This is a genomic window from Indolivaga capnocytophagoides DSM 22835 (assembly GCF_000426485.1).
GTDB classification, from domain to species: Bacteria; Bacteroidota; Bacteroidia; order Bacteroidales; family Dysgonomonadaceae; genus Dysgonomonas_A; species Dysgonomonas_A capnocytophagoides.
On the sequence record NZ_AUFL01000021.1, the window covers coordinates 25,400 to 38,181 of the forward strand.

Here is a 12,782-nt window from a genome sequence, read left to right on the forward strand (position 1 = left end):
ATCTTATCTAAAGATAATACGGAGAGAGAGTATACTCCAACTCCGTATTACTCATATTATTTCTTAGAATGCGTCGATAATAGGCATAAATTTATCAACTTCAAGAGAAGCTCCACCGATAAGACCACCGTCTACATCAGGATTTGCAAACAATTCTTTTGCATTTGATGCATTACAGCTACCGCCGTAAAGGATAGAGATACCGTCAGCCACTTCTTTACCATATTTATCAACGATAGTTTTACGGATAAATGCATGCATTTCCTGAGCCTGAGCAGAAGTTGCAGTTTTACCTGTACCGATAGCCCAAACAGGCTCATAAGCTAATACGATCTTAGAAAAATCTTCGGCAGATAGCGCAAACAAAGCATTCTCGATTTGAGATTTTACAACAACTTCTTGTTTGTTAGATTCTCTTTCTTCCAATACTTCACCTATACAGAAGATCGGAGTAAGTCCGTTAGCCAAAGCCAAAACTACTTTTTCTTTGAGAGTAGCATCAGTTTCTCCATAATAAGTACGACGTTCTGAGTGACCAAGAATCACATATTTAGCACCTGTCGATGCTATCATTGCAGCCGAAACTTCTCCGGTATAAGCTCCAGATACTTTATCTGCACAGTTTTGAGCTGCAACACCGATTTTTTTATCACCGATAGAAGCTACTGCATTAACCAAATGTATAAACGGAGTACCTAGTACCACATCGCAATTTACTTTATCTCTATCAGCTAGAGCTACTTTAAGTGCATCTACTAAAGCTAAACCTTCTTGAAGAGTTTTATTCATCTTCCAGTTTCCGGCAACGATATTCTTTCTCATAATGGTATGATATTATATAATATAAAAAATTTAACAATATTCTCAATTCTTATTTTCCTCCGGCTCCTTTATCTCTGTAGGAGCTACACTTTTCCTATGGTACAATAACGCATCCAGAATCTTAACTATAACCAAAGGTACAAAGAACAAGAGGATTATCTTTGTTATATCCCGGGTATTAGGAAAATTATCTTTTTCGGGATGACCTACTGACAATTTTTCAATCGGTTTGTTCAGCATTCTTTCTTCGGGCACATCTTTATCTCCCCATTTGTTTATGATAACTCCATTCTTTATTAATAAAAGTCCCGGATTTGATCTCGTTATCGTTTTGAGCGTACGTTCATCAGTCAGGCAATAATCAAAATTGGTAATATTCTTATTTTCCTGGCTTAGAATAGTATCACGTGGAGATGATGTCAGACAATAGAATTTATAACCGTAATCTTTCGCATAATTATTGACATCTTCAAAATTACCCAGATTATTAATTCTCATTTCAGGCAAAGAATACGCAATCATCAGAAAGGTATAGTTTGTATCGGTCAATACCTCGTTGGTTATATCTTCTTCGGCTTCTATCTTTGTCTTCTGCCTATTCAGATAAAGCCTGTTTATCGAAAAATCATGAATAACAGGTTCTTCTCCTTCTTTTATGACTTTATTATAACGATCTACAAACACCCAGGTAGAATCCTCCCACGGATAATTATCTTCTGTGAATTCTTTCTTCACCCCGTCTTTTTCATAGATAAAAGTATTCTCATAAACAGGAGCTTTATCTCCTTCCACAGTCATCAGCTTAGGAATATCCGCTCCGATCTTATAGGGACGAAAATCGATCATCGGCTCATTGCTTGTATTGTATATACAAAAAACGATCCCGCAAATAATAATATACAATGATACAAGCCAATAGAATTTGCCGGTAAATAGATTAGTAATTCTTTCATACCACAAAAGAGTGGCTACAGAACATGCCATCAAAACAATATTCTTGAAAAATGTTTCCCAATTGGTAATAATCAGGGCATCTCCAAAACACCCGCAATCTTTTACAGGATTAGCTATTGCCAGATACAAAGTCAAAGGGGTCATAAAAAGCATCACGAGAAACAACAGACGTGATGTCCATTTGCGATAGAGTCCAAAGAGCATAAATATGCCGAGACACAATTCGCCTGCACACAAAATAATAGATATGGGTAACGATAAGTACAACAGATCCGAAAAGCCGAATGAAGTAAGATAATCCTGTACTTTATAGGCTGTTCCCAAAGGATCTATCGACTTGACAAAACCCGAAAATATAAAGGTAGCCCCAAGCAAAACCCGAGCTATCTCTACTAAAATTTTCTCTATAAGTGATTTAGTCTTACCCATCAATACCTGCAAAATATCGAATAATTATTCTTCGTCTTCCGGATAATTTAGTTTGATAAGCCCAAATATCGAATAATTAATCATATCCATATAATTGGCATCTACACCTTCAGACACAATAGTTTGTCCTTCGTTATTCTCTATTTGTTTTGTTCTGAACAACTTCACCAAGATAAGATCAGTATACGAGCTGATACGCATACTTCTCCAAGCCTCTCCATAATCATGATTTTTAGCAAACATCAGATTTTTAGTCTGCAACATATGCTTATCATACAACTCCATTGCCCGATCGGTTGTGATATCAATCCCATCGTTATGCCCTAATTCGAGTTGGATCAATGCTACAATTCCATAATTTACAATACCTATAAATTCGGAAGCAATACCTTCATCTACTTTAGTCACACCTTTTTCTTCGATACTCCTGATTCTTTTTGCTTTTATAAGAATCTGGTCAGTTACCGATTGCGGGCGAAGTATTCTCCACGATGCTCCGTAATCAGTCAGTTTCTTTTTGAATAAGTCCCTGCATATCGAGATAATGTGTTCAAATTGTTGTTCGGTATTTGGCATCTTTTCTATATAGATAAATTAATTGAAACCATGTCTTAATCAGCAGAAAGCATTTGATACTCTATTCAAAATAGCAACTATCTGCTGTTGTCACATTTGACCAATCAAACAAAAGCCTGGAGGTCTTTCCTTCTATGCAAAGGTATGAAAAAAAACAAAAAGCATAAGGAAAACCCTATGCTTTTCTGTATGTTAGTATTTTCGATGTATCACGAAACGCGCAATGTTTTGCCTAAACGAAGAGTCTCTGTTTTCGACATATTATTCAGAGAACACAACTTACTGATAGATAAACCATGCTGTCTGGCAATCTTACCAAGTGTATCTCCTTTCTTTATCCGATAATACGAAACTGTTCCTGTTGCGTATTTGTTTGTGCTGTTCGCAGAGGAACGGCTTGTATTCGCTGCTTTGAAGTTACGTCCGGGTCTTCCCAACGAATTAGTAACGACCAGATATTTATCCTTATGGCAGGTTTTATTTTCAAAGTCTATTACATCTATCGGATCGATAGAACGACCTAAGAAACGCAGTTCAAAGTGAAGATGCGATCCGGTTGAACGCCCAGTGTTACCACCCAAAGCGATAGGATCTCCCGATTTAACGACATCATTATCCGAAACCAAAAATTTCGAAAGGTGACCGTAAACCGTTTCCAATCCATTTGGATGACGGATTACGACATAATTACCATATCCTCTTCTTTCGTACTCACAAACACGTATCTTTCCGTCGAAAGCAGCATAGATTGTATCGCCGATCTGAACTTTCAGGTCAATTCCATGGTGCATTCTTCTGCCTCTGTGTCCGTAATTTGAAGTGGTATAACCCATTGTGGGCATTGTGAAGTTTGAAAGGTCGACTGTGTACGTCGAGGGGATGTCGTCTAATGAACCGTATATATTCACATAACGGTTATTCCAGATACTGCCGTATAGGTCATCAGATGGGATTTCATCTGCATCCATAATACGTTCTTCTTGCGCCTCTTTGATTAGTGATAAATCTCGCTTAATTTTTATACCGTCCGCGTAGAGGTCATTCGACGGTTTGCTGTGCCTTTGTTTGTAGTTTAGCTCCACTCTTGCTGCATCGTCTTTGTGTTCTTTGGTCTGCGCAAAAGAGCACAAAGGGATAAATAGCATTGTAGCTAAAGTACAGACTTTGATTGTTTTCAAACTCACGTTAAATAACTTTTTGATTATATACTGAATTATACTTCATCATTTGAATATAAGAATGATAATACAGCCTTCTTATATGCAAAGATTTCATTTTCTTCAAAGAATCTGGAAAGCTCAACTTCTGCCGCTTCGACCGAATCGGATGCATGCACAATATTTTCCTGGAAAGAGATTGAGTAATCTCCCCTGATAGTGCCTGCTGCTGCTTCCCGTCCATTTGTTTTTCCAACCAGAGCCCTTACTACCGATACAGCGTCAATACCTTCCCAGCATTGTACTATAACCGGCGATGCCATCATGGAATTTTTTACTCTTTGGAAAAACGGTTTATCCTTCAGATGCGCATAATGTTCATTCAGAATCGCATCGTCCAGCTGTATCATCTTCGTCCCTGCCAGTATTAAACCTTTGCGCTCGAACCGTGAGGTTACTTCTCCTATCAGTCCTCTCTGCATCGCAGAAGGCTTTAATATAACAAGGGTCTTCTCCATAAAGTGATACTACGTTTATAAAAAATACTGTTTCTCTCTGAGATGTGAAATATTCAAAGATAACACAATTATTTTGTTAATAACAAGTGTAAATGTGGTTGTTTTCATGTATTTAACAATGTCTCAAAATTTGACACATCGCTAAACGTTTGATTTATAAAAACATAATCAAATTGTCAAAGAAACATGTTTTTGAACAGTTCACATACTTAACTATTTTTAAGGTCTTTTCTGTATTATCGCCATACAATTAACAATAAAACAAATAGTTACACTAAAAAAAACATGTTTTATAGAATATTTTAGGGCTAAAAAAATCAAAATTCACAATTAGAAAAAGATGAGAAAACAATCATATTTCACAAGAAATATTTCTTCTACTTCTCATCTTATATCAGTTATTTTTCCTTTCGAGATTCAACATGATTTTATTAAAATATCTGCTATTTCAATATTGCCTCATCGCCTTTCTATATAGATAAAATACAAGTAATAATTTCGCTTACTTCTGAAAGAGAACCCTCTAACACACAGAATACAGATAAAACTCCAGCAAAGATCAATAGTCTCCAACTGTTAAAACGCATATCACATTAGCATCTTAAATACAATTTGCTCCCCAGGCAATAAATAAGTCTAAAACCTTAATTGGCAAAAACACGAATAAGTCTATTTAAATTTTATTAGATTTGTAATTTAGTAACAGAAAACACTTAACGTGTTGATAATTGATATGCAAAAGGTTTGAATCCTTATTCCGATAAAAAAATGAAAGACTTAATTATAGCCGATGCCCAGGATATAACCCGACAGGGATTAAAATCGCTCGTAAGCCAGATTAAAGAAATTGGAGTTGTACTTGACGCCTCAAATAAACCTCAATTACTCAATATGCTTTCGGAGAACAACGGCTGTATGGTCATTTTAGATTATACATTATCAGACTTCGCCTCCATCAATGAGCTCCAGATTCTGCACGAAAGATACCCTCTCGTTACATGGCTGCTCTTTTCGGATGAGCTGAGCGATACTTTTCTGCGAGAAATGGTCACTTACAGCTTACCTTTCAGCATTGCCCTTAAATCGAATACATTAGACGAAATAAAGGATGCCATTATCTCAACCTCATTAGGTGATCAGTTTTTCTGCAAACGGGTCGACAATCATATCAAAACATTAACCCGATCTCTAAGTGATCTGTCCGACAACCATCTTACTGCAACAGAGAAAGAGATATTAAAAGAAATAGCCTTAGGCAAAACGACCAAAGAAATAGCGGCAGACCGCAATCTCAGTTTCCATACTGTAATAACCCACCGCAAAAACATCTTCCGCAAATTGGAAGTCAACAACGTTCACGAAGCGACCAAATACGCTATGCGGGCAGGAATTGTAGATGTTTCGGAATATTACATCTAAGACAGCATTCTGCACTACAATTTCTTATTGTCCGCCAATGCTTTTATATTTCGCATAAGTCCGCTGTATTTTGCACGTTTTACAGCTGACCCTTTAAATATCCGTTGGTAATCTTCGACCTGCATGTTAGCCATCGAATCATAATCCAGAGACAAGAATTCGGCTTTCGGATTAAATTCTTCTGTCCTGTGAGGTCTAGCATATCTGTTCCAAGGACATACCAGCTGACAAATGTCACATCCGTACATTCTGTTATTCAACAACGGCTTAATACTCTCTGCAATCTCTCCTTTATTCTCAATAGTCTGATACGATATACACTTATTAGCATTCAACAAATGAGGTTTTTCAAGCGCATTTGTAGGACAAGCATCAAGGCATCTTGTGCATTTCCCGCACGAAAGACTTAAAGGACTGTCATAATCGAGTTCCCGATCTATCATAATCTCTCCGAGAAAGAAATACGATCCTTTTTTCGGGATAATTAGTAGTGTATTCTTACCGATAAACCCTAGTCCGGCCTTTACTGCCCAATACCGTTCCATCACAGGTGCTGTGTCTGAAAATACCCTACCCTGAACATCAGGAACCAACGTTTTAATAAAGTCGAATAACTGATTGAGTTTTTCCTTCATTACTTCATGGTAATCCTTACCATAAGCATAAAAGGCAAACTGCGGAGCATCTTCCGCTTGACGTTCTTGTGGATAATAATTGAGAGCAAGACTGATTATCGAACGGGCTCCTTCTACAAGTTTTGTCGGATCGATCCTCTTTTCGGTATTACGTGCCAGATAATCCATATCAGCCTGATATCCATCCGCTATCCACCTTTCCAGACGGACTTTTTCTTCATTTCCGATTGGTTCGGCACGACAAACTCCGCATGCATCAAATCCGAGACTGAGGGCATGCTCCTTTATTTTATCGCTATATGATATTTCAGCACTCAATACTTGGAGATACGTTTAATTCCAAATTTATCATAGGCAGCAGGATCAACACATATCTCTCGTTTAGTGATCTTATTGCGGAATATAACAAAATCGTAATCTTTAAACGACTTGTTCTTTGTTCTCTTCTGCATATCCTGTCCAAATACAAAAAGCTTACCTTTTACCGGTTGTGCCTCCCATATTTTTGACAGTTTATACTTATCGATAAGGTAATTTCCCGCAGATGCCGTAAATGCAGCATATCCGGCATTACTTGCCCGACGAAGCAAGACAGTCTTATTCGGATCATTCTCGGTCGCTTCGGTCGAATAATCCAAAGCTCGCCCCGTAATTTTGAGCGACAGATCGATGATAGATTCTATATCATCAGCCGGGTTATCAATATTGTTTTCGATAAATACAGCCAGATTCTTATCCTTCACTTTATAATTCTTCCTTCCCCCGTCTTCTTTATAACCGGTGACTCCTCTGTAAAGGGTTCCTCTGAATACGAATGCAGCCGCAAGTACGATAACAAGCACTACAAATATGGTAGCTAATTTATTCTTCCTCTTCTTTTTCATAACATAGTTTGAGTTGACGGGGCAAATATAGATAAAGTATATAGAAAAGCGATTCAATATATCAATAATCAGAACTTCTAAGCTTTACCGAAAGAAAGACCAAACACTTACTGTTACTAATCATTGTTTCTCCGTCAAATATTTCCAGAAACGTTTCGGCATATGCTGCCGCTGCAATCTCAGGTTGATCCGTTCTTTGATGGTCATTGCCTTAAAATAACCCTTCCATAGTTCCTGAAAGAGTTTCTCATCCTCAGCCATAAGGCTCTCGTCAAGTTTTCCGTTCAGCAGATGATTATCATCTTCGAGTGTTATTTCAGATGCAGTATGCAAGTCATAGAAATACCCGTATCTGCGCTTTGTATCGTATATAACCCACTTCTGATCGGAAAAACGATCAGAAAAATGGTTGATCACAATAGGCAGCGCATTATAAACAGGAGCAACGGGAGCAAAGAATATATCGTCGGCAGCCTTCTGAAAACGAACAAACATCTCAAGATAATGACCTTCGTGACTCACCTTACGAGCAATCTGATGTAATTCCAACACATCTTTATCTCCAAAATTAGTTTCAATGGAAACCTTACTGTCTATTGTTTTACGCATGTAGCGGAACAACAAGTCATCGCAGCCTTCCTCTTCCGACAGCCATGCATAAGTAATCATATTGCAAGCCTGTTTCGATAATTTCTTTTCGAGGGCTGTCCATACCCTCATCGACTTATCCTCCTGAGTCAATACCGTATAACTGTCTTCCATAAACAACGGGGGAATGTCTCCTTCTCCCAATAACCGATCAGGAAAAGTCTTGCGGCTATACGCATCGAATACGGCAGTCAGCAATCCCTCAAATGTTTTATCGTAAAAGAATACAAGCATTGATTTTTACTTATTCGGGAAAAATGATCTTCATCTGACGGTCATCCTCCCCTTTTCGTTTTTTAGGCTCAGTCAATATTTTTCGAATATAATCGGGTGTGGCCTCATTCACCGTATACATCGGCAACTCGTTGCAAGTGATAAAGTATTGAGCCTTTTTCATTACTATTCCCATCTTTTTGAGTTGTGATGAATTCAACCTTCCGTATTTGCGTGATGTAACAATCAATTTTGCGGATTTAACCCCTATGCCCGGCACACGCAGAATCATCGAATAGTCCGCACGATTAATATCTACAGGAAACATTTCGGGATGCCGTAATGCCCATGCCAGCTTCGGGTCAATTTCAAGATCAAGATTAGGAAAACGGTCATCAACAATCTCATCAGCCCTAAATTCATAAAAACGCATCAGCCAATCGGCCTGATACAGACGATTCTCCCTCACCAAAGGAGCACTCGTCAATACAGGAAGCCGTTTATCGTAACTATTGACAGGTATAAATCCCGAATAATACACACGCCGCATACTTGGCCGTTTGTACAAAAGCGACGACAGACGGAGAATATCCTTATCCGTTTCGCTGGTGGCTCCTACAATCATCTGTGTACTTTGTCCGGCAGGAACAAATCGGGGTGCAGATCTCATCCGTTTGCGGTCTTCAATACTCTGAAGCATTCCCTGCTGTATAAACCTCATCGGTTGAAAAACACTGATGTGGTCTTTCTCCGGAGCAAGCAGTTTCAGATTCTGCTCGGTAGGTATTTCGAGGTTTACACTCATACGATCGGCATACAATCCCGCCTCGTTTACCAGTTCCTGACTGGCTCCGGGGATACTTTTCATGTGGATGTAGCCATTGAAGCGATGAACAACCCTCAATTCCTTTATAGCACGCACCATACGCTCCATGGTATAATCGGGATTACTGATAACACCGGAGCTGAGAAACAACCCTTCGATATAATTACGGCGGTAAAACTCGATAGTCAGTTCCACCAACTCATTTACCGTAAAAGTCGCCCGTCGTATATCGTTGCTCCTGCGGTTTATACAGTATGCGCAGTCATAGATACAGTTATTAGTCAACATAATCTTTAGCAGCGAAACGCAACGTCCGTCTTCTGTAAAGCTATGACAAATACCCATGCCCCCTACCGTGTTACCCAAAGTACCCGCCTTATTCTTACGGACGGTACCACTGGAGGAGCACGAAACATCGTATTTAGCCGACTCTGCTAAAACTTTAAGTTTCTCTAATACAGCATCATTCATGATGTACAAAGAAAGAGATTTTGTTTAAAATAACCCTCCGAAAAAGTCTTAAAACAATATTTCCTGTTGATAAAGTTTGTGAGTGCTTAAAAATCAGTGAACAGAAAACAACCGATCATAAAAGGTAACAAAGGTCACACCGAATCTGCATATTTTTCATTGTCATTTTATTACCTCATTATATCGACTGTCCAATGAGGGATCATAAGCATCAGTAGCCGATTTCTGTCCTGCTGCTGCATACTTCCGCTCGATTTGCTGGCACCTTTCTCTTTTTTCTTCTTCGGTTCCGGAGAAACGGAGTAATTCAATCTGATCCGCTGTTTCCGGGTTAAGTACTGTGATCTCCCAGGGGCTCGGCATATTCTCTACTTTTTCTTCTATTTCACCTTCTTTTGCCATTGCCATTTTCAGCGTTTTTTCGTCTGCGGAATATTCTTTCATCGTCACTGTTTTTCCGGTCAGGTATATTTCGCCGTAATCATCTACGGCATATTTATATCGGGTTGTAGTTACGGTATAGCCATGCTCTAATCTCTGCTTGAGTATTTTTCGTGCTTTTTGAGCCAAACGTTCGTCACGTCCCGCACGGGCATCATCTATCATTTCCTTAAAATCGGAATGATTCCGTGCCCACTGATAAAATGTTTTACGGCTGATGTTGTGCATCATGCAGATTTCCCCCAATGTATACTCGTCTTGTTCGATTGCATCAGCAATCTTCTTTCCTAAATCTTCTGTGTACTTTGCCATAATCGAATGTGTTTTTTAAGTATAGATAAAAACACTCGGCAGTCAATGGGTAATAATAGAAAAAAAGGCCCTACAGGCCTCAAATAATCAGTTCTAATTTCATGTGTTTGCCCTACAACAAAAAGTCCTGAGACCTAAAAAACGGATGCAATATTAAAATTACATCCGTTTTTCTATTATTTCAATTCGATTTCCTGCTTCAAGTCTATCTCTTCCTTATCTGCTCCATAAAAATGAGCCTCGAGAAAAGCCAGGCTTTGATCAGGAATTATTTTAAAACCGAATCCGTACCGCCATTTCCATTTCCATTTTTGGGATGGGAATCCCTGGTTAATATATGCTGCGATATACGGATGTACATGAAGGGTAAATTTTTTCACTTCCAGCTTATTTACCAAATAGCTGATTTTAGATCTGAGTGAGTCGGTAAACAGGATAGATGGTTTGATTTCTCCTTTTCCGAAACATGTCGGGCATGTTTCAGTGGTATCAACCACCATCTCGGGACGTACCCGTTGACGGGTAATCTGCATCAACCCGAATTTGCTCAACGGCAATATATTGTGTTTGGCTCTGTCGCTGGCCATCAGCTCCTGCATTCGTGCCACCAGCTTGCTGCGGTGTTCACCTTCCGACATATCTATAAAATCGATTACGATAATTCCTCCCAGATCACGCAGGCGCAGTTGCCTTGCAATCTCTTCGGCGGCTGCCGAATTTACTTCGAATGCATTGTTTTCCTGTCCGGCTTCTTTTACTTTGGCTCGGTTTCCGCTATTGACATCAATAACATGTAAAGCCTCGGTATGCTCTATAATCAGATAAGCCCCGTTACGGAAAGTAACGGTTTTACCGAAAAGAGCTTTCATTTGTTTAGTGACAGCAAAATGATCGAATGTAGGAAGATCGCCTGTATAAAGCTTTACAATATCTTTCTTTTCAGGAGCTATAATACTTATATAGTCCTTAATTTGGCTGCAAACCTCTTTATCGTTTACGTGGATATCATGAAACGATGAATTAAATACATCTCGCAATAGCCCTACGATACGGCCTGTCTCTTCATAAACCAGAGTAGGCAGTTTGTCTTTTTGTATTTTGGGTAAATTCTCTTCCCAGCGTTTTACCAGAGTTTTCAGTTCGTTATCCAATTCAACGACTTTCTTCCCCTCTGCAACGGTGCGGACTATTACCCCAAAGTTTTTTGGCTTTATACTTTGAATTAACTGGCGGAGACGCGCTCTCTCTTCTTTCGATTTTATTTTTTGCGATATCGATACTTTATCATTAAACGGTATTACCACGAGAAACCGTCCTGCAAATGATAATTCGGATGTAAGCCGGGGACCTTTGGTCGAGATCGGCTCTTTAGCCACCTGCACCAATATTTCCTGTCCCACTTTCAGTATATCGCTTATACTTCCGTCTTTATCGATATCTTTTTCCAGTGTCATCTTCGACACTTGCGGAAATTTCTTTTTATCCCCCAATGCCTGCTTGTAGAATTTATCTACAGATCTGAACTGAGGTCCCAGGTCTAAGTAGTGAAGAAAAGCATCCTTCTTGTATCCGATATCTATAAATGCAGCATTCAACCCCGGCATCAGTTTTTTAACCCTGCCGGCATAAATGTTGCCAACCGCATACGAAACATCTCTTGCTTCTTTCTGAAGTTCTACTAATTTCTTATCCTCCAGTACAGCAATAGAGATTTCTTGCGGCTGAACATCAACTACAAGTTCGCTATTCATTTTATACTACTGTGTATTTGTGTTTCCAACAACTCCTGTCATAGGAGTTATTCCTATCAGATGCACAAAGAACAAACTTAAACCATTCTATAACCTTTAAGTTTGTTCTTGTAATTCTTTAAATAAGATTCAGAAGAATTTATTTTTTCTTTTTATGTCTATTCTTTCTTAATCTTTTTTTACGCTTATGCGTAGACATTTTATGTCTTTTTCTTTTCTTACCACTTGGCATGATCTATAGTTTTTATAAATTAATACTCAGTTATTTCTTAACTTGATTGACAAAAACTTTAGCGGGCTTGAAAGAAGGAATGTTGTGCTCTGGAATGATGATTGTCGTATTTTTTGAAATGTTACGAGCTGTTTTTTGTGCACGTTTTTTCACCACGAAGCTACCAAAACCTCTAAGGTAAACGTTTTCGCTTTTGCTAAGAGAATCCTTTACTACTTCCATGAAAGATTCTACAGCTGTTAACACGGTTGCTTTGTCAATACCTGTGTTTTTTGCGATTTCGTTAACGATATCTGCTTTTGTCATTTTTGTATTTCCTTTTATTGTTAATTACTAATTTTTTGGACTGCAAATATATAGCTTTTTTTTTCCTTAAAAAAACAAATAACTAGCATTTTTTATGAAAACTCATTATTTGGATGGATTAGGCATATCCATAAGGGAGAGTTGCTATACTGAACGCCGACAAAGATATACATTATTTCCAATATACT

General features: G+C 38.5%; 13 protein-coding genes. 1 reads left to right on the forward strand and 12 read right to left on the reverse strand.

What is annotated here, in order from left to right; translation table 11 throughout:
• Positions 1 to 63: 63 nt before the first annotated feature.
• The 5 genes from tpiA to ndk form a co-directional block, all read right to left on the reverse strand.
• Entirely contained in the window at positions 64 to 822 is a 759-nt protein-coding gene (tpiA, locus tag K322_RS21230) for a triose-phosphate isomerase (protein WP_026627118.1), read from the reverse strand.
• 42 nt (positions 823 to 864) lie between these two features.
• Positions 865 to 2,205 (reverse strand): BT_3928 family protein, encoded by a 1,341-nt coding sequence (locus K322_RS21235; RefSeq protein WP_026627119.1) that lies wholly within the window; start codon positions 2,203 to 2,205, stop codon positions 865 to 867.
• Between the two features lie 24 nt (positions 2,206 to 2,229).
• On the reverse strand, positions 2,230 to 2,781 hold the full coding sequence (locus tag K322_RS0112040; RefSeq protein ID WP_026627120.1) for a DUF1599 domain-containing protein: 552 nt from the start codon (positions 2,779 to 2,781) through the stop codon (positions 2,230 to 2,232).
• 209 nt (positions 2,782 to 2,990) lie between these two features.
• Positions 2,991 to 3,965: a M23 family metallopeptidase gene (locus K322_RS0112045; RefSeq protein ID WP_026627121.1), complete on the reverse strand. Its 975-nt coding sequence runs from the start codon at positions 3,963 to 3,965 to the stop codon at positions 2,991 to 2,993.
• A gap of 29 nt (positions 3,966 to 3,994) precedes the next feature.
• A complete protein-coding gene (ndk, locus tag K322_RS0112050; RefSeq protein WP_026627122.1) occupies positions 3,995 to 4,456 on the reverse strand; it encodes a nucleoside-diphosphate kinase in 462 nt (153 codons plus the stop codon).
• A gap of 768 nt (positions 4,457 to 5,224) precedes the next feature.
• On the opposite strand from ndk, the gene K322_RS0112055 reads away from it, so the two are divergent.
• A complete protein-coding gene (locus K322_RS0112055; protein ID WP_026627123.1) occupies positions 5,225 to 5,875 on the forward strand; it encodes a response regulator transcription factor in 651 nt (216 codons plus the stop codon).
• Between the two features lie 14 nt (positions 5,876 to 5,889).
• On the opposite strand, the gene queG is transcribed toward K322_RS0112055, so the two are convergent.
• From queG to K322_RS0112090, 7 genes are all read right to left on the reverse strand, one after another.
• The gene (queG, locus tag K322_RS0112060; protein ID WP_026627124.1) at positions 5,890 to 6,828 is read right to left on the reverse strand and encodes a tRNA epoxyqueuosine(34) reductase QueG; all 939 of its coding nucleotides are present in this window, start codon (positions 6,826 to 6,828) and stop codon (positions 5,890 to 5,892) included.
• Positions 6,825 to 7,394, reverse strand: coding sequence for a hypothetical protein (locus K322_RS0112065; protein WP_026627125.1), 570 nt, complete (start codon positions 7,392 to 7,394; stop codon positions 6,825 to 6,827). The genes queG and K322_RS0112065 overlap by 4 nt, the downstream gene beginning before the upstream one ends.
• A 120-nt stretch (positions 7,395 to 7,514) precedes the next feature.
• Positions 7,515 to 8,276 (reverse strand): TIGR03915 family putative DNA repair protein, encoded by a 762-nt coding sequence (locus K322_RS0112070; protein WP_026627126.1) that lies wholly within the window; start codon positions 8,274 to 8,276, stop codon positions 7,515 to 7,517.
• Between the two features lie 10 nt (positions 8,277 to 8,286).
• Positions 8,287 to 9,552: a putative DNA modification/repair radical SAM protein gene (locus tag K322_RS0112075; protein WP_026627127.1), complete on the reverse strand. Its 1,266-nt coding sequence runs from the start codon at positions 9,550 to 9,552 to the stop codon at positions 8,287 to 8,289.
• A gap of 162 nt (positions 9,553 to 9,714) precedes the next feature.
• Positions 9,715 to 10,305: a terminase small subunit-like protein gene (locus tag K322_RS19315; RefSeq protein WP_035332005.1), complete on the reverse strand. Its 591-nt coding sequence runs from the start codon at positions 10,303 to 10,305 to the stop codon at positions 9,715 to 9,717.
• Positions 10,306 to 10,481: 176 nt separating this feature from the next.
• Positions 10,482 to 12,056 carry an Rne/Rng family ribonuclease gene (locus K322_RS0112085; protein ID WP_026627128.1) on the reverse strand — a complete coding sequence of 525 codons (1,575 nt, stop codon included), beginning with the start codon at positions 12,054 to 12,056 and terminating at the stop codon, positions 10,482 to 10,484.
• A gap of 262 nt (positions 12,057 to 12,318) precedes the next feature.
• Positions 12,319 to 12,594 carry an HU family DNA-binding protein gene (locus K322_RS0112090; protein WP_026627129.1) on the reverse strand — a complete coding sequence of 92 codons (276 nt, stop codon included), beginning with the start codon at positions 12,592 to 12,594 and terminating at the stop codon, positions 12,319 to 12,321.
• Positions 12,595 to 12,782 lie beyond the last annotated feature (188 nt).

Coding starts and splice junctions, on each gene's coding strand:
- tpiA (WP_026627118.1), bottom strand. CDS start 822: ATGAGAAAGAATATCGTTGCCGGAAACTGGAAGATGAATAAAACTCTT.
- K322_RS21235 (WP_026627119.1), bottom strand. CDS start 2,205: ATGGGTAAGACTAAATCACTTATAGAGAAAATTTTAGTAGAGATAGCT.
- K322_RS0112040 (WP_026627120.1), bottom strand. CDS start 2,781: ATGCCAAATACCGAACAACAATTTGAACACATTATCTCGATATGCAGG.
- ndk (WP_026627122.1), bottom strand. CDS start 4,456: ATGGAGAAGACCCTTGTTATATTAAAGCCTTCTGCGATGCAGAGAGGA.
- K322_RS0112055 (WP_026627123.1), top strand. CDS start 5,225: ATGAAAGACTTAATTATAGCCGATGCCCAGGATATAACCCGACAGGGA.
- K322_RS0112065 (WP_026627125.1), bottom strand. CDS start 7,394: ATGAAAAAGAAGAGGAAGAATAAATTAGCTACCATATTTGTAGTGCTT.
- K322_RS0112070 (WP_026627126.1), bottom strand. CDS start 8,276: ATGCTTGTATTCTTTTACGATAAAACATTTGAGGGATTGCTGACTGCC.
- K322_RS0112075 (WP_026627127.1), bottom strand. CDS start 9,552: ATGAATGATGCTGTATTAGAGAAACTTAAAGTTTTAGCAGAGTCGGCT.
- K322_RS19315 (WP_035332005.1), bottom strand. CDS start 10,305: ATGGCAAAGTACACAGAAGATTTAGGAAAGAAGATTGCTGATGCAATC.
- K322_RS0112085 (WP_026627128.1), bottom strand. CDS start 12,056: ATGAATAGCGAACTTGTAGTTGATGTTCAGCCGCAAGAAATCTCTATT.
- K322_RS0112090 (WP_026627129.1), bottom strand. CDS start 12,594: ATGACAAAAGCAGATATCGTTAACGAAATCGCAAAAAACACAGGTATT.